Source organism: Blastocatellia bacterium, assembly GCA_025055075.1.
Lineage (GTDB): Bacteria > Acidobacteriota > Blastocatellia > HR10 > HR10 > HR10.
This window is the reverse complement of sequence record JANWYV010000016.1, coordinates 13,445-29,883: the sequence shown is the minus strand read 5'-3', so window position 1 is coordinate 29,883 and position 16,439 is coordinate 13,445. Positions and strand designations below refer to the sequence as shown.

Below are 16,439 nucleotides of genomic sequence, written 5' to 3'. Positions count from 1 at the left end.
CGTCCCCTGCCAGGATAGTCGAGATTCCCGAAGAGGTCAATCCCGCGGTCTCACGGGGCATTCCGAGTATCCGCCGTTGCGAACTCTGGAGTACACGGCGAAGCCATGTTCAGCGATGTGTTCCTTCCAAGTCCCCTTTTGCTACCGCCACGTCGCTTACGAGCTATGCGCGGAGGTGGCGCTCCAGTATAAATCGGCGGTCGGATCATCTCGCGGGGATTCGCGCGACCGCAAGCTGTGCCCTCTCAGAGTGATGAGTCTACCCGATGCGGGAATCCGGCAGGCTCTCGAGCTTAGAATCCGCGATACGGTGCGGTCTTAACACTCGCCGCGCTGCTCTGTAGAAGCCTGAGGTTCGGGTGAAATCCGCTTTGTCTCAGGCAGTGGGTTATGGTATATTCCAGTGCCTCGTTTGGGAACAACATTTGGTGTGGGGAGTGTAGGGCATTGAGCATACTCGTAGACGAGCACACGCGCGTCGTCGTTCAAGGAATCACGGGTCGAGAGGGGACGTTCCATACGCAGCAAATGAAGGCGTATGGGACGAAGATCGTCGCCGGTGTCACTCCGGGGAAAGGTGGGACGGTTCACGAAGGGGTGCCGGTCTTCAATACGGTCGAGCAGGCAGTACGGGAGACCGGAGCGAATACAAGTGTGATCTACGTGCCCGCCGCCTTTGCCGCTGATGCCATCATGGAGGCGGCGGACGCCGGCATCGCGCTCATCGTCTGCATCACGGAAGGCATTCCCGCGCTCGATATGGTTCGAGTCATGGCCTTCTTGCAGAATCGGCCGGCGCGGTTGATTGGACCGAACTGCCCGGGGGTGATCTCCCCAGGAAAGTGCAAGGTGGGCATCATGCCCGGACACATTCATCGAGAAGGGACGATTGGCGTTGTCTCCCGCAGCGGCACGCTCACGTATGAGGCCGTGTGGCAACTGACGCAGCGGGGGCTCGGACAATCCACCTGCGTCGGGATTGGAGGGGATCCCATCGTCGGTACGAACTTCGTGGATGTGCTGCGCCTCTTCGAGCAGGACGAGCAAACGGAGGCGGTCGTCCTCATTGGGGAGATCGGAGGGACGGCTGAGGAAGAAGCGGCGGCCTTCGTGCGCGCGCACATGACCAAGCCCGTCATCGGATTCGTCGCTGGGCAGACGGCGCCGCCCGGTCGGCGCATGGGCCATGCGGGGGCCATCATCTCTGGAGGCCATGGAACGGCGGCTGAGAAAATGCGGGCGATGGAGGAAGCCGGCATTCATGTCGTCCGCAGCCCGGCCGAGATCGGCGCTACAGTCGCGCGCGTCTTAGGACGGGAATAGCGCGCAGCGTTCAGAAGTCGAACTGTGAGGAGGGAAAAGGCATGCTCGAACGCACGCTCGCCATCATCAAACCGGATGCCGTCGAGCGAGGGCTCGTGGGAGAGATCATCCGCCGGATCGAGGCGGAACGATTTCGCATTCGCGGCCTGAAGATGGTGCATCTGACGAAGGCGCAAGCGGAAGGGTTTTACGCTGTACATCGCGATAAGCCATTCTTCGAAAGCCTCACGACGTTCATGTCGAGCGGGCCGTGCGTCGTCCTTCTGCTGGAAGGGGAATCCGCCATCTCCCGGTGGCGAGAGGTCATGGGGGCGACCGATCCGGCTCGGGCGGCTGATGGCACGATCCGTCGTCAGTTCGGCACGACGATCGAGCGCAACGTCGTCCATGGCTCGGATGCTCCAGAGACCGCCGAGTTTGAGATCGCCTATTTCTTCAACGCCCTGGAGATCGTGGGGTGAACGATGATGCCGTGGGAAGGTCTGGGCGGCATGGGACGACTCTTCATCGTGATCGGGCTTTTGTTCGTCGTCTTTGGTCTGGTGCTCGTGCTCTTAGAGCGCTTCCCGCAAATTCCTTTGGGGCGGCTCCCCGGGGACATCCGCATCGAGCGCGAGAACGTTCGATTCTACTTCCCCTTGGTCACGAGCCTGATCTTGAGCCTGATCGCGACGATCCTTTGGTCGTTGGTCTCTTCGCTTCGCAAGTGAGGAGGATATATGGCGACGCCCAAACGCTTTCGCGTATTCGCGACTTGCGACATCGGCCAGGAGGCTCTGGATATACTGCGGCAGCGGGGATATGAAGTCGAGGTCTATCCGCATCCCGATCCTCCGCCCAAGAGCCTCATCATCGAGAAAGTGAAGTCGGGGATAGATGGGCTGATCACCACCTTGCGCGATCCGATTGATCGCGAGGTCCTGGAGGCCGGACGCGGCACGCTCAAGGTCGTCGCCCAATGTGCCGTCGGCTTCGATAACATTGATCGCGCAGCGGCCAACGAACTGAAGATCCCCTTCACGCATACGCCCGACGTCTTGAACGAGGCGACGGCCGAATTCGCCCTCTTCATCCTGGGGTGCGTCTCGCGCAAACTCTGGCCGAGCGAGAAGCTCGTGCGGGAGAACCGATGGGGAGCGTGGCATCCGTATCTCCCCTTCCTGGGCGACGAGGTGACGGGCAAGACGGTCTCGGTCATCGGAACGGGGCGGATCGGGAAGGCGTTCATCAAGAAGTGCATCGGCTTCGACATGAATATCCTCTGCTACGATCCGATCGTTCAAGATCACGACTTCGTCGCCAAGGTTCAACGCGAATTGGATCTGCGCTATGAGTTGGGATTCGCGCCCGAACGGCGCACGATCCGCTATGTGAGTTTCGACGAGGCTTTGAGCCAGGGAGATTACGTGAGCCTTCATGTCCCGCTCCTTCGCCCTGGTGAGAGCGAGACACCGACCTATCACCTCATTGACGAGAACGCGCTGCGGAAGATGAAACCGACGGCCTATCTCATCAACACTTCGCGTGGGCCGGTCGTGGATGAGCGCGCGCTGTATTGGGCGTTGAAGAATGGGGTGATCGCCGGAGCGGCGCTGGATGTCTTCGAGGTCGAACCTTTGCCGCCGGATTCTCCCTTGCGCGATCCGGAGTTGGAAGATCGGCTTCGACTTTTCCATCACTTCGCCAGCGGGGGACGCATCACGCGCCTCTCGCCCGATCCCGATCGCGGCATGGCGGGACGAACCGTCCAAGCGCTCATTGATGTGCTCGAGGGGAATTACGGCGGAGATCCGGCGAAGATGCCCTTCGTGGTGAACAAAGAGGCGTTTCAATAGCGCACGCGCGCGAGCGCCGAACGCGTGACGAAGAGCGACAGGCGGTGGATCGTGATCCTTTCTCCCGATCCACGACTCTCGTGATTCCCGTGCACCGCGGACGGGAGCGGGCGCTCGAGCGTCTCCTTCTGTCGGTCGCCAATACCGCGCCGAGCGCCTTCTCTCCGGTGGAGATCCTCATCGTGAGCCGCGACATCCCCGACATCGAGACGCACTTGAGCGCGCTCTCCCGCGCTTTTCCCTTTCCGATTCGCTCGCTCTACGTCCCCGATGCGCGAACGCTCGCCGAATTGCGCAATGCGGGACTCCACGCCGTCGCGACCGAATGGGTGCATTTCTTGGACTCGGACACGTTCCTCGCGCCCGATCACTTCTTGCGCTTAGAACGCGCGGTGGATGCGCAGGATCGTTCGATCGCGTGTTTCCAGTTCGATTTCGAACCTGCTCCCACGCGCTCGTTGTGGGCGCGCTATGAGGCCGAGATCGATCGCTGGGCTATCGGTCAATACGTTCGGTCGGAGAGCGTGCGCGGATTGAACGGCATGGGCTTTCTGGCACGCGTCGAGGTGTTGCGCGCTCTCGGAGGGTTCGATTCGACACTGGTGGCCGCAGAGGACATCGAGCTGGGGTATCGTCTTTCCCGCGCCGGCGTCCCGATCGCGTTCCTGGGCGATATCCGCATCGTGCACGAGTATCCTCTGCGATTGCGGGATCTGATGCGGCGCAAGTTCTGGCACGGTCAAGGATACGGGCTTTTCCTCGCGCGCCATCCGGAGTTCCCGCGACAATTCCTCGCCACGTCGCGACCTTCGCTCTCGGCCATCGTGCGTCGTCCGCTTTTCTTCGCCTACGCTCTCGTCAGTCACATCGTCTTTTTTGCGGGCGCCGTCGTCGCGCTCTGGCGCGCGCGGAGCAGACGCGCGTCCTCGAGGAGGAGCGCGCATTCGGCTCTCGCGGGCGCACGAGCAGAACGCCCGACATGCGATGTTCCTTCAGAAACGCTTCCAGCTCCTGCTCCACGACACGACCACGACGACGCGAGGCGTGAGAGAGCATGAGGCGGAGCGGGGCCTCGTCTTCCGCGCGAGATGATTTTCGTTCCACGAGCAACAGGCCGATGTGAAAGACATCGAGGTTCGGCTTGGTGGAGACGAAGAAGATGAGATCCCCGTCGCGAAGGCGCTCGCGCCGCTTCGCGAGCTGGTCCTTCGGGAAGCAGCGAAAGCGAAGCGTTCGAGGCGGGAGGCCGGGGACCACGTTCACTCGCCGCGTGAGAAGGCGCGTCCCCGAACCGCGCGTGAGGTTCGTGAGAATGCCCTGACGAACGTTCTCGCGAATCCACTCGACCATGTAATGATGGCGCGTGCGCCAGGCGATTCGCCCTTCCTTATAACGGATGCGCCGCAGCCATCGTCGGACGTCGCGCACCGAACGGGCCAAAGCCAGCGCGAGCACGGTCTCCACATAGGTGACGCAATCGAAGCCTGCGAGCGAGAGCGTGAGGACCTCGCGCTGATCAGGCCCGCCTCCAAGTGGGTTCTCAAGATATGGGCGACCGCGCAAGAGTTGAGCCGCGCGTCGCATGCGCTCGCCGAGCGATGCCCCCCCACGCAGCTCGTGCAGGAGAGCGGCGATCTCCTGCTGTTGCACCGCGCGCGATTCCATCGGCTGTACCCCCCTTGGCGATTGTAGGGCATCGGCCATCGCGCCGACCAGTGCGCCATCCCGTCCGAGGGGACGGGAATTGAAAACCCACCCCGCCTCGCGGATAATACCCCGTGGGTATGCTCGAGCGACGAAAACTTCGCGTTCATCGCGTCGGCCTCATGGTCAAGCCGAAGATCAAGGGGGCGGGGTCGATCATCGAGCATCTCTCGCGATTTCTCGCGGAACGGGGCATTGAGCTTGTCGCTGAACCGATCATCGAGGAAATGGCTCCTGGATGTCGGGCCACGCTCGTGCCCCCTGAGAAGCTGCCTTCGACGATCGACCTGCTGGTCGTGATGGGAGGAGATGGGACCATGCTCGCAGCGGCGCGCTTGATGGGCGGGCGGCGTATTCCCGTCCTCGGCGTCAACTTCGGCGGGCTCGGCTATCTGACCGAGTTCACGTTGGAGGAGATGTTCCCCGCCTTGGAGCGCGCGCTGATGGAGGAGGCGCTCGTGGACTCCCGCATGATGCTCGATGCCTTCGTCTATCGCGCCGGCCAGTGCGTGGCCGAATATTCGGTCCTCAACGATGCTGTCGTGAACAAGAGCGCGCTGGCGCGCATCATCCAGATCGAATGCTGGATTGACGGCGCGCCCGTGACGACCTTCCGCGCCGATGGCCTCATCGTCTCCACGCCTACGGGATCCACGGCGTATTCGCTCTCGGCTGGGGGACCGATCGTTCATCCTTCGGTCGCCGCGATCGTGATCACGCCGATTTGCCCCCATATGTTGACGAACCGTCCGCTGGTCATCTCGGATCAATCGGACGTGAAGCTCATCCTGCGCACGCCGCGCGAAGAGGTCACGCTGACGCTGGACGGGCAAGTCGGCTTCGCCCTGCAGGTCGGGGATGAGGTGATCGTCCACAAGAGCGCAAAGACGTTCGATCTCATCTCCCCGCCGAACAAGAACTACTTTCAAGTCCTGCGTGACAAGCTCTATTGGGGGAAATGAGCATCGGGCGTCCTCACGTCTCGCCCGACCTTCGCTTGCTTGTGGCCGCGCGGCAGTGTTAGATTAAGCGGTAGGCTGAAGGATGAACCTCGGGCATTCAGGGAGGGACTTATGAAATGCGTCAATTTCGCTCGCTTCCTTGGCCCCATCGGCCTCGCCCTTCTCATCGCCCTAACGCCTCTGCGCGCCTTCCCGCAATCGCAGGCGACGGCGGCCACGCTGGAGGGGTATGTGTATGATCCCACCGGAGCCGTCGTGCCGGAGGTCACCGTTACGGCCGTGAACGCCGGAACGGGCCTGACGCGCACGGTGAAGACGAACGCCGTCGGCTACTACGTCATCCCGCTTCTGCCTCCCGGGACATACACGGTCACGTTCGCCAAAGCGGGATTCGCCGAATTGAAACTCGAAGGGATCGAGCTGCGCGTCGGCGATGCCCTCACGGTGAACGGCACACTGCAGCCGGCGGGCATTCGAGAGGAAGTCCTCGTCACGGCCGAGACGCTCCCGCTCATCGAGACGACGCGCACGCAACCGGGCACGGTCATTGATCGCGCGCTCATTGATGTGCTTCCGCTGAATGGACGGAATTGGACGGAGTTGGTGCTTTTGACGCCGGGCGTGACGGCAGCCGACGACTTCGGCAACGTGAGCTTCACGGGCGTGGATCGCGTCTTCAATAACATCCAAGTGGATGGCGCCGATAACAACAACGCCTACTTCGGCGAGATTCGCGGGCGCACGCGCGCGCCGTTCCAATTCAGCCAGGAGACGGTGCAAGAATTCCGCGTGGCCAACAGTAACTTCTCGGCCGAATTCGGACGCGCGGCCGGCGGCATCGTCAACGCCATCACGCGCTCGGGCACCAACGAGTGGCGCGGCACGGCCTTCTACTACATCCGCGACGATGCGTGGAACGCTAACGGCTTCTTCAATAATGCCAACAACGTGCCCAAGCCACCTGAACGCCGCCAACAGTTCGGCGGCAATATCGGTGGGCCGCTCATCCGCAACAAGCTCTTCTGGTTCCTCAACTACGATCATCAGGTTCGCAACGAGCCGGTGACGGTCACCCTCGGCGCGCGCCTGGAGAGCGAGATTCGCGCCTTGCGCGGTCCCGATCGTGAGCTGGCCGAACGCTTCTTCCGTCCGCTCGTGCGCTCCATCCCGCGCGATTTCGATCAGATCAATTTCTTCCCTCGGCTGGATTGGCAGATCACGCCCAATCACACGCTCACGCTCACGCACAACTTCCAGCAGTTCGATTCCCGAAACGGTGTCTTCACCACGCCCACGACGACGACCAATGTCACCGGCAACGCGAAGAATTTCACCAACAGCTACACGAGCGTCATCGCGCTCAACTCCGTGCTCACGCCCACGCTGCTCAACGAATTTCGCTTCAACTTCGTCTTCGACGATACGGGCGATTTCGCGAACGATCCCTTCCTGCCGCAGATCACCGTCTCCGGATTCAATCTCGGCGGTCGGACGTTCCTCCATGCTCGACCGGGGGACTTCCCAGGCCGTTTCACCCGCGAGCGCCGCGTGCAATGGATTGATAACGTCTCGATCATTCGGGGGCGGCACACGATCAAAGCGGGGCTCGACATCAATCGCATCGTGGATCGAAATTTCTTCGCCAGCAACGTCAATGGAACCTACAGCTTTGGCAGCGTCACCGACTTCTTGAACGGCGTGATCAGCAACTATACGCAACGGTTTTTCATCGGCGATCCGCTCGTGCGGCAGCGCACGATGGTCTATGGCTTCTATGGCCAGGACACGTTCCGCATTAGTTCGCGCCTGACGCTCTACTATGGCGTGCGGTATGAATTGCAGACGCTGCCAGGTCCGCTTGTCGTAAACCCGCTTGTGCCGGAGACGGGACGGATCAACGAGGACACGAACAATGTGGCGCCGCGCTTGGGGATTGCCCTCTCTCCGTTCAGGGATGGGAAGACGGTCATTCGCGCCGGATACGGGATCTTCTATGGTCTGACGCCCAATCTCATGATCAACGACGTCCTGACGAACAACAACGCGTATTCGATCAACATCTTCCTCTCGGGGACGGCCCTGGCGGCTAATGGGATCGTCTTTCCACCGATCACCGCGCTCGATCCGCTCAATCTCTCGAAGACGAAGTTCCCGCGACTGGAAACGCCTCCGGGCGGGATTCGATTCGCCGACCCGTCCTCGGACATCATGGTCTTCGCGCCGGATCGCGTGAATCCCTATACGCAGCAAGCGAATCTGGAGATCGAGCGCGAGCTATTTCCGCAGACGACGGTCTCGGTGGCCTATCTCTTCACGCGAGGGGTGAAGATCTCGCGCTCGCGCAACATCAACGTGCGACCGCCGCTTGAAGGACCGGCGGGCGTGGCGACCATCCGCGTGTTGGATGAGCAAGGACGAATTGTCCACACGTTCCAATTCCCGCGCATTGGCGTCGTCTCGCCGGCATCGCTGCGGCCGAACCCGAATTTCCGGCAGATCAATATGGTCGAGAGCGCGGCCAATTCGATCTATCACGGGATGGCCGTGCGCATCAATCGCCGTTTCCATCGCGGCCTGTCGCTGCTGGTCTCCTACACGCTCTCGAAGACGACCGATGACATCCGCAATGCGCTCGATGGGCGCTTCACCGACATTCTCGATCCGTTCGACGTGCGTCGCGATCGCGGGCTCTCCAGCTTGGATGAGCGACAGCGGTTGGTCATCAGTGGTGTCTGGCAGATGCCATTCTTCAAGAACGCCACTAATCGCATCCTGCGCTACGCCTTGGGGAATTGGAGCGTGAGCGGGATCGCGACGTTCTCCAGTGGACGCGCCGTGACCGCTGATCTCGCCGGAGCGAGCACGGACACGGATCTGAACGAGGACAACGTCCCTGACGATCGCGCGCCGCACTGGGGACGCGGGGCCTTCCGCGGCCCAGGGCGGAATCAGATTGACCTCAGCTTGCGCAAGCGGATTGATCTGGCTGAACGACGGCGTCTGGAATTCATCATCCAGGCCTTCAATGTCTTCAATCGGCCACAGTTCACCGGCGTGCAGGTGGATGCTTACGACGCCACGCGCAGCGGCGGCGTCACTTCGCGCGTCTTCACCTTGCGCCCGCGCGCCGATTTCCTGCAGCCGGTCTTCGGCCTGCGCGCTCGCGATCTGCAGCTCGGCGTGCGGGTCACGTTTTGAAGCTTAGGAGGGAGGCCATGAACGCGAAAACGTGGACAGTTGCGATCCTCTTTCTCGCCCTCATATATCCCCCCGTATGGGGACGGCAAGCCAGTGCTCTTGTGGTGCGTCTCGCCGTGTCAGGGGATCATATCGCGGAGAAGACGCTCTCGAAAGGAGCACGCCCCGGACGGTTGAGCGCGACGCCCGATGGTCGGTTGATCTTCACCGATTTCTCCGATGCCGCGAACAACGAAGTCTTCATCGCCGATGTTTCGGTGACTCCTCCGATCATCACGAAGGTCACGGATACGGCGACGCTCAGGGCAAAAGTTGACGCCGAGAATGGTGGGGATCCCGCTCCTGCCGTGATGACGTTGCAAACAGTGGAGGTGGACGAAGACGGACACATCATCATCCTCACGGATGGGGGAGGAGATGAGCTGGCGTACCTCTTCCGCGTTGATCCCCGAAGCGGAGAGGTCGCCTTGATCTCCGGTCTGGATCGGCCGTTTATGCCCATCCAGCCCATCTCTTCGATCGAGGGGAACCGCTCGATGGCCGTTTTGGGGACGACGGCCTACATTTTGCTGAACGACCGGTTCGGCGCCTTCAACGGCGACAGCATCGTGAAGATTGATGTCCATGCTCCCGATGGAGGACGAACGGCCGCTTCGGAGCTTGTCTCTCAAGCGCAGCTAGAAGCGGTCATTGGCGTCGGGCAGGACATTGATCTCAACGATGCCGCGGTATGGCCATCGCGAGGAACGTTGGTCGTCATCAACAGCGGTCGCGCTCAGGCGACGGATGATCTCTTGGAGGTGGATCCCCGGACGGGAAAGGTCTCTCTCCTCGTCGCGGCGACGGACATCGAAGCAGACTTGGGGATTCCGGATGTCGGCTACTCCGGCGTGGATGTGGGATCGGATGATGCCATTTATCTGCTGAACACGTTTGGGACGTCGGGACATCCCGCCACTCGGGGGATCATCGCGATCCGAAATGCCGGTGGAGGAAAGGGCGACGCTACGCTCTTCGCTTCAGAGGCGGAGATCTTGGCGAATCCTTCGATCCGGAACAGGGCCGGAAGCCCCGTCTCCCGATTCTTTCATCAAAATGCCGGATTCGCGGTCAGTCTCGTGACCGGAGAGGTCTTCTTCGTGGATTCCTCTGGGGCGGCGCAGACCAATGCGATCATCGGCGTACGACGCCTAGCGGGGAGGTAAGCTCCATCTCCGGATTACGGTCAGAGGAGGAAGTGCTCGCGGCCGGGATGAGATCGGCGCGACGGCGGGGGAGGATCTGATACCCGCGGGTGAAGGGACGAAAGCGGTCGAACTGGCCGACGATGCCCACGAGAGTGAAGGAGCCGATCGGCGTCGGCAAGCCGGGGATATTGGTCGAGTCGAGGATGCGCATAGTCGTTATGCCCGTTCCGTCGGTGATTGTGAGGTTCGCGTTCCCAGATGGCGGGATCGCGCCCTGAGTGATCCTCACCCCCTCGATTCGCACGAGCTGTCCCTCGCGAGCCTCGCCCACATCGGCGAGGCGCACGGATCGAGGAATGGGCTCTGCATCCGGGCGGTCGAGCACGCGAATGCCGAACGGGGAAGGGAATGGCGGCATGGGCAGCGGATTGGTGATGTCGAGTTCCAAAAGTCCGTTGAAGCTTTTCACGCGCCCGGTGACCATGACGCGGTCTCCGAGATTCACCACCTGGCTCTGCGCGCGCAGGTCGAAGACGCGAATTCCGCCGGTCTCATCCTCGACGAAGATCTCCGTTTGTGTTCGGTTGAACGTCCCGCTTCCGACGGTCACCGTGCCGATGATGCGAACGGGCGCGCCTTCGTAGCGCGGGACGCCCCACGCGTCTACAGCGCGCACGGTGCGAATCGGTGTGATGCCGGAGAAATACTCGCCACACGCCGTCGTCGTATGCCTCACCTCATCTTCCGCGGTGATGCAATAGCGCACGAACGTCCCATCTGGCTGCCCGGGGATCTCCCCGGCGAAGAGCTTCTCTGAGAGACGCACGAGCGGCAGAGACGCGGGCTCCTCTTCGTTCGTGGAGAAGGTCAAACGGGTCGAACGAATTCGCCCGGAATCATCCGCAATTTGCACGGCGAGGAGAACAGCTTCCCCGGCCTGCGGAACGATAGGAGACGCGCTCACGATAACCGTCGGTGGGAAATCCGTGCGCACACCACGTTCTGCGTCATCGGTCGGAAACGTACGCGGTCGCAGCAGTCTGCCGCGCACGGTATACCGGCGTCCGTCCGTCTCGATCTCGATCGTCCCTCCGGCGACATGCCCCTGATGACTCACGCGCGCATCCGAGGGGGGACTCGCTTGCGTTTGAAAGAGGAAGGGAGGGCGAGAAGGCGGGAAGTCGCCATCGGGGGGAATGGGCGTCAGACCGTTCGTCGGCGTCACGGTGATGAAGCGATCTACGACTTCGACGCTCGGATGACCAAATGTATTCGTCGTCGCCGCTTGCACGATTCCCACCTCGGCTTTGAGCGTCGAGAGGAACGTCGCATTGTTGCTCGTTGCGCTGCCGTGATGATTCAGTTGCACGACGTCTACATCGCCGACGAGCTGAGCGACGGTGGATTCGACATCTGTCGTCCCGTAGCCGCCACCAGTGAGATCGCCTCCGATGAAGAGGTCGAAATCCCCGTATTGGATGAGGAGACCGATCGAGGCGCTATTGTCCAATTGGTCGAGTGGATCGCTTCGGCCGAAGATGCCGAGGCGTCCGCCGCTCAGGAGATCGCCGTTGACGACCACACAGGTCGCGACCACACCATCGCCCAGATCGAGGACGTCTCCAGCGCGCAGCGTGCGACGAGCTGCGCCGATGGCTTGGAGATACTCGGCGAAGAATCGGCCTGTACGCGGAGCTGTGAGATCGCCGCTGTCATAGGCGACAGCCGGAGGGAAGATGGCGGCGATTTCATCCAACCCGCCAATGTGATCGGCATCGTAATGGGTGGCGATCATCACATCGAGGCGAGTGAGTCCGAGATCGCGCATGAGCGGCACGAGGACAGCGCGCCCCATTCCATCCGGACCGCCGTCAATGAGCAGCGTGCGTCCCGTCGGGGAGATGATGAGCGCGGCATGCCCGTGGCCGACATCGGGGAAGAAGATGCGAAGCGGAGCTTCTTGCGCCCGTAGCGGAGATCCTTCGAGCCAGAGAGCGATGAGAAGGAGAGCGATGGACTTCCGAATGGTCGCATTCCAGGGCCTCATGGGGATCATTATAAGAGACGCGCGTCAGGAACCACAAAAACTCGCCAACCAAGGGCCGACTCTCGCTCAGAGCAAACTGGACGGCGAGCCTTCGCCGAGATCCGCTCTGTCAGCCATCTTCACCGTGATCGAGGAAGGGGCGCGAGGACTGCATCTCTCATGAGGAGCGCACGCGGTGGGCGTGATTACTCCTTGATGCGGAGACCGATGAGATCGAGGGCGCGTTCGATCTCTGGATTGCGCATGAAAAAGCGCCAGACGGTTCCGGCACGCAGGTTCTCAGCGCTGAGCAGCGTGATGCCCACGCTGATGCCGATGACGTCCGCATTCACCCATCCGGTCGTGGGGTTGAAGGCATCGGTGAAGCCATAGCGGCCATAAAAACGCTCGCCATATTGAGTGGAGAATCGTTCACGCATCGTGCGAAGTGCCGGCACCGAAATATCCGGTGTGAACATGAGCGAACCGGCGGCGGCGCTCGGGACGACCGTGCCGTCAATGCGTCCATCGCGGGGAAAGCCCGGTGGCGGCGGCCCACCCCAGTCGCAATATTGCACCCGTCCCTGCCGTAGACAATCGGAAGCCGTGATCCCCCACACGTTCTCCGAGTAGCTCAGGGGAAATTCCCGGGCGAGTCGAAGGCAAAATTCTCGATGAGCCCGCGTGGCCAGGATCGAATTCTCAAACCAATCAGTGCGCATTCCGCGCTCTTCCTGACGACCACGAAAGTCTATCCAGGCGTGCGAATACTGATGGATGAAAAGCGGCGGCGCGCCGTAGATGTACGTGTAGCCGGCATAGGTGATGGGATTCCGCCGCCAGGCATACCAGGCCTCGGGCGAGATCGGATGCGTCGGCGAGGCGATGGCCAAAAGGTAGAGGATCATGTGCTCACTGTAAGTGTCCCAACGGGCGGAGAGAAATCCTCCCTCCGGCGTCCAGCCATGCGACAGCAACGTCGGGTGTCCGTTGAGCATCCAGGGGAAATCCACCCGCTCGTAGATCGTCGTGGCTAACGCGACGATTTCGGGATCGGAAGCGAAGCACTGCCGCACCGTGAGCACGCCGGCCAAAAGCAGCGCGGTATCAATTGTGGAAACTTCGCTCCCCCACTCGCGCGCACCGGTCCTGGCGTGCATTGGGCCGTGACCATATCTTTTACCACAACACGCGCACGTCCCAAGTGTGTCGCCGTTCGTAGGCCACGACGCCGAGCGAACGAAAGTAGGCCGCCCACGTGTCGCCCAGTTGCGCGACGATCGGCGGATTACTCTGGTCCGAGACGTAGTCGGCGAAAAAGCGAAAGGCATCGGCCCAGGCGATGAACCGCACTCGCGCCCTCGTCTTCTCTTGTGCCTGGAAGGCCGCCAGCTCCTCAAAAATCTGTCGCTGCCCGAGCACTTGACGGGCGAAAGCCCGATCTCAAATGAGATCGGACGCGGTCATCTGCAAGTGTGGACTTCGCTCGGCGACAAAGCGGGCGATATCGGCATCGGAGGGATCGCTCGCCAGAGCCGTCTCATCCGGCATGCGGATGAGCAGCACAGGATCATGAGAGGTTACTTGGAAGGCGAGCAAAGGGAGGATCAAAACCCACATCATGCCTCCGACTCGTTTCGCGCGGGCCTTCATCGCCGCCCCCTCCTGCGGAGAATCTAATCGGCCGAACGCGCGCTATCTAGCGTCGAAGACCTCGGGAAGATCATTCCTCCGTGCGACGAACCCAGTGAGGTTCATGAGCCCTCCAGCGAGATACGCGCACGGTCGGTTCCGAGAAGCGTCCTGTGATGCACGTCGCGATCTCACTTGGGGACTGGCTTTTTTGACAGTTGGGTCGTCTCTCGGGCAAAATCTCACGCGTCGTGGACACAGTGTCTTCCACAAGTCATCTTCTCAGGAGGTCATACGATGCGTGAGGTATCTCTGAGGAGCGCGTGGCAAACGCATGCAGGGCAATACGTGCCCCTGGTCCTTCTCCTTCTCCTTCCTTCCATTGGCGCGGCACAGGAAAGGGTGTCGAATCCCGAGCGGAGCGTTCGCCCTGTTCTCTCCCTCAGCCTGAGAGAGGCTGTGGCCTTGGCGCTCGCTCCGGAAGGGAACGCGCGCGTGCGTTTGGTCGAACACCAGCTCCGTCGCGTAGCGGCACAACGAGACGAGGTGCGGGCCGCCTTTCTGCCGCACGTCGAGGCCTCGCTCAGTCAGCAAAATCGCACGCTGAATCTCGACGCGGTGGGCATTCGGATCCCGTTCCCCGGATTTCGTCCCTTCGTGGGACCGTTCATGACCTTTGATCTGCGCGCGACGGCTACGCAGACGTTGTTCGATCTCCCGCTGGTGCGCCGCCTTCAAGCGGCGAATGCAGGCGTGGAGGCCGCCCAAATCGATCTCGAACGCGTGCGCGATCAGGTGGCTGGCCACGTCGCCCGCCTGTATTTGGCTGCACTTCGGGCTGAAGCGGCTCTGGCGACCGCGCGCGCCAATGTCACCTTGGCAGAAGCCTTACTCGAGCTCGCTCGAGATCAGAAGGCCGTGGGCACGGGCATCGGCATTGAGGTCACGCGTGCGCAGGTTCAGCTCATGCATGAGCGGCAGCAGTTGCTCGTCGCCGAGAACGAATGGCGACGCACGCAGTTGGAATTGCTCAAGGCGCTCGGGCTTCCGCTGGAGACGGAATTGCACTTGACGGATGCGCTCACCTACCGGCCGATGGAGGTGCCGACGTTGGCGCATGCCTTGGAGACGGCGTGGCGCTCGCGCGCCGACTACGCGGCTCAGCGAGAGCGTGAAGCGGCGGCGCAGCTTGCTTACAGTGCGACGAAGTGGGAACGATTGCCTTCGCTCGTGGGATTCGCCGACTACGGGACCATTGGATCAAGCCTCACGCACATGGCCCCCACGCGAACCTTTGGAGTCGCGCTTCGCCTCCCCCTCTTCGACGGTGGTCGGCGCCAGGCGCGGCGCGCGGATGCTCAAGCCGCATGGAAGCAAGAGCAGGTGCAGACGGAGGACCTCCGACGACAGATCGAGCTGGAAGTGCGGGCCGCTTTGGATAGCGTGCGCTTGGCTGACGAGCAGGTGAAAGTCGCCGAGGAAGGCCTGCGACTGGCCGAGCGAGAACTCGAACAAGCGCGCCATCGGTACGAAGCCGGCGTGACCACGAGCCTCGAAGTCACCGATGCCCAAACCCGCCTGCAACGCGCGCGAGAGAACCACATCGCGGCGCTCTACGCCCATAATCTGGCTCGCTTGGAGCTAGCCCTCGCTATGGGCACTATCCGTCAGCTCTTTCGATGAACGATTCCCCCGAACCCTTCGCGTCTCGACACCCCCGCTCGACTGACTGTTGGAGCGGGCGCGCTCATGACCTCTCGCGAAAGACGGGCATGTGGGAGAGATCCGTCCCTCACACCCTGACGGCTGATGCGGATTCTGCACGAGCGGGTCTTCCGAAGGGACGCGTGGCGACTCTGGACGATGGGGAATGCGGTGTGATATTCTCTTCACTCGCTGATTTCGCGCGCCCGTAGCTCAATTGGATAGAGCATTGGACTTCGGATCCAAGGGTTGGGGGTTCGAGTCCCCCCGGGCGCGCCAGGTGATCGGATCTGCCATGGAGAGGTCCCCCCTTTCCAGATGCGCTGTCCGGAGGAAGTGGGAATCTCGCCTCAACTGTGCGCGCTCGGGGCGAAGTTCAGGCGCTCGCATGCGCGTGCTCTGTCGGAATCAACCCTTCATCGCTTCGGCTCGACAGCGCGTGGGTCTCTGGCGTACATTTGCCATCGGGAGATTCGCTCATCGGGAGAGGAGTCATGCAACCGACCGTGCGGCTTGTGCTCTCGACGTCATTGACCGAAGCCGAGTTGCTCGCTCGGGATCGGCTTCGCGTGCGCCTTTTGAATGAAGCGAACAAGCCGACGATCAAAGCGCTCTTGCGTTTGGTGGATGTGCCTGAGATGGTGCTTTTGCAAGCCGAGACCGCGAGCGAAGAAGCCGCTGCTATTCGTCACGCGCTCGTCGTGGAGGTGGATCCGCGTGGCGGGCCGGAGTCCGGGAATGGGAAGATTCTGGCCGATGTGCTCCCTTTGTTGTACGGTTCATCGCGAGACGTGCATCTCATTCTTCACCATCTCACGAAGAAAGGCGACGTGCTGGCGGCAGATTTGCTCGCCTACGAACCGTGAGG

14 protein-coding genes and 1 tRNA gene are annotated in these 16,439 nt (G+C 61.6%); 11 read left to right on the top strand and 4 right to left on the bottom strand.

The genetic code is table 11. From position 1 onward, the window contains the following. Positions 1–447: 447 nt before the first annotated feature. The 8 genes from sucD to NZ746_04620 all read left to right on the top strand — a co-directional run bounded on the left by sucD (position 448) and on the right by NZ746_04620 (position 10,227). The gene (sucD, locus tag NZ746_04655) at positions 448–1,323 is read left to right on the top strand and encodes a succinate--CoA ligase subunit alpha (GenBank protein MCS6816655.1); all 876 of its coding nucleotides are present in this window, start codon (positions 448–450) and stop codon (positions 1,321–1,323) included. A 41-nt stretch (positions 1,324–1,364) separates the two neighbouring features. Further along, positions 1,365–1,784 carry a nucleoside-diphosphate kinase gene (gene ndk, locus NZ746_04650; GenBank protein ID MCS6816654.1) on the top strand — a complete coding sequence of 140 codons (420 nt, stop codon included), beginning with the start codon at positions 1,365–1,367 and terminating at the stop codon, positions 1,782–1,784. 3 nt (positions 1,785–1,787) lie between these two features. Further along, positions 1,788–2,033 (top strand): DUF2905 domain-containing protein, encoded by a 246-nt coding sequence (locus NZ746_04645; GenBank protein MCS6816653.1) that lies wholly within the window; start codon positions 1,788–1,790, stop codon positions 2,031–2,033. A 9-nt stretch (positions 2,034–2,042) separates the two neighbouring features. Next, positions 2,043–3,158, top strand: coding sequence for a D-glycerate dehydrogenase (locus NZ746_04640; protein ID MCS6816652.1), 1,116 nt, complete (start codon positions 2,043–2,045; stop codon positions 3,156–3,158). 44 nt (positions 3,159–3,202) lie between these two features. Continuing rightward, the gene (locus NZ746_04635) at positions 3,203–4,216 is read left to right on the top strand and encodes a glycosyltransferase (protein MCS6816651.1); all 1,014 of its coding nucleotides are present in this window, start codon (positions 3,203–3,205) and stop codon (positions 4,214–4,216) included. Positions 4,217–4,942: 726 nt separating this feature from the next. Further along, positions 4,943–5,824, top strand: coding sequence for an NAD(+)/NADH kinase (locus tag NZ746_04630; protein MCS6816650.1), 882 nt, complete (start codon positions 4,943–4,945; stop codon positions 5,822–5,824). Positions 5,825–5,935: 111 nt separating this feature from the next. Next, entirely contained in the window at positions 5,936–9,022 is a 3,087-nt protein-coding gene (locus tag NZ746_04625) for a TonB-dependent receptor (protein MCS6816649.1), read from the top strand. Between the two features lie 17 nt (positions 9,023–9,039). After that, positions 9,040–10,227, top strand: coding sequence for a hypothetical protein (locus NZ746_04620; GenBank protein ID MCS6816648.1), 1,188 nt, complete (start codon positions 9,040–9,042; stop codon positions 10,225–10,227). On the opposite strand, the gene NZ746_04615 is transcribed toward NZ746_04620, so the two are convergent. The 4 genes from NZ746_04615 to NZ746_04600 all read right to left on the bottom strand — a co-directional run bounded on the left by NZ746_04615 (position 10,196) and on the right by NZ746_04600 (position 13,888). Then, positions 10,196–12,256 carry an MBL fold metallo-hydrolase gene (locus NZ746_04615; protein MCS6816647.1) on the bottom strand — a complete coding sequence of 687 codons (2,061 nt, stop codon included), beginning with the start codon at positions 12,254–12,256 and terminating at the stop codon, positions 10,196–10,198. The two genes, NZ746_04620 and NZ746_04615, sit on opposite strands and share 32 nt — an antisense overlap. A gap of 185 nt (positions 12,257–12,441) precedes the next feature. After that, positions 12,442–13,395: a hypothetical protein gene (locus tag NZ746_04610; GenBank protein ID MCS6816646.1), complete on the bottom strand. Its 954-nt coding sequence runs from the start codon at positions 13,393–13,395 to the stop codon at positions 12,442–12,444. Between the two features lie 19 nt (positions 13,396–13,414). Beyond that, positions 13,415–13,588, bottom strand: coding sequence for a hypothetical protein (locus tag NZ746_04605; protein MCS6816645.1), 174 nt, complete (start codon positions 13,586–13,588; stop codon positions 13,415–13,417). Between the two features lie 90 nt (positions 13,589–13,678). Continuing rightward, on the bottom strand, positions 13,679–13,888 hold the full coding sequence (locus tag NZ746_04600) for a hypothetical protein (protein ID MCS6816644.1): 210 nt from the start codon (positions 13,886–13,888) through the stop codon (positions 13,679–13,681). A gap of 276 nt (positions 13,889–14,164) precedes the next feature. Between NZ746_04600 and NZ746_04595 the strand changes: the two genes are divergently transcribed. From NZ746_04595 to NZ746_04585, 3 genes are all read left to right on the top strand, one after another. Continuing rightward, complete coding sequence (locus NZ746_04595; GenBank protein ID MCS6816643.1) at positions 14,165–15,550, top strand: TolC family protein; 1,386 nt, start codon at positions 14,165–14,167, stop codon at positions 15,548–15,550. Between the two features lie 223 nt (positions 15,551–15,773). Beyond that, positions 15,774–15,850: transfer RNA gene (locus NZ746_04590), tRNA-Arg, on the top strand. Between the two features lie 215 nt (positions 15,851–16,065). Then, positions 16,066–16,437 carry a hypothetical protein gene (locus NZ746_04585; GenBank protein MCS6816642.1) on the top strand — a complete coding sequence of 124 codons (372 nt, stop codon included), beginning with the start codon at positions 16,066–16,068 and terminating at the stop codon, positions 16,435–16,437. The last annotated feature ends 2 nt before the right edge of the window (positions 16,438–16,439 follow it).

Excerpts from the sequence above, each read along its gene's own strand:
- ndk (MCS6816654.1), top strand. The coding sequence starts at position 1,365 with ATGCTCGAACGCACGCTCGCCATCATCAAACCGGATGCCGTCGAGCGA.
- NZ746_04645 (MCS6816653.1), top strand. The coding sequence starts at position 1,788 with ATGATGCCGTGGGAAGGTCTGGGCGGCATGGGACGACTCTTCATCGTG.
- NZ746_04640 (MCS6816652.1), top strand. The coding sequence starts at position 2,043 with ATGGCGACGCCCAAACGCTTTCGCGTATTCGCGACTTGCGACATCGGC.
- NZ746_04630 (MCS6816650.1), top strand. The coding sequence starts at position 4,943 with ATGCTCGAGCGACGAAAACTTCGCGTTCATCGCGTCGGCCTCATGGTC.
- NZ746_04625 (MCS6816649.1), top strand. The coding sequence starts at position 5,936 with ATGAAATGCGTCAATTTCGCTCGCTTCCTTGGCCCCATCGGCCTCGCC.
- NZ746_04620 (MCS6816648.1), top strand. The coding sequence starts at position 9,040 with ATGAACGCGAAAACGTGGACAGTTGCGATCCTCTTTCTCGCCCTCATA.
- NZ746_04615 (MCS6816647.1), bottom strand. The coding sequence starts at position 12,256 with ATGAGGCCCTGGAATGCGACCATTCGGAAGTCCATCGCTCTCCTTCTC.
- NZ746_04610 (MCS6816646.1), bottom strand. The coding sequence starts at position 13,395 with ATGCACGCCAGGACCGGTGCGCGCGAGTGGGGGAGCGAAGTTTCCACA.
- NZ746_04600 (MCS6816644.1), bottom strand. The coding sequence starts at position 13,888 with ATGAAGGCCCGCGCGAAACGAGTCGGAGGCATGATGTGGGTTTTGATC.
- NZ746_04595 (MCS6816643.1), top strand. The coding sequence starts at position 14,165 with ATGCGTGAGGTATCTCTGAGGAGCGCGTGGCAAACGCATGCAGGGCAA.
- NZ746_04585 (MCS6816642.1), top strand. The coding sequence starts at position 16,066 with ATGCAACCGACCGTGCGGCTTGTGCTCTCGACGTCATTGACCGAAGCC.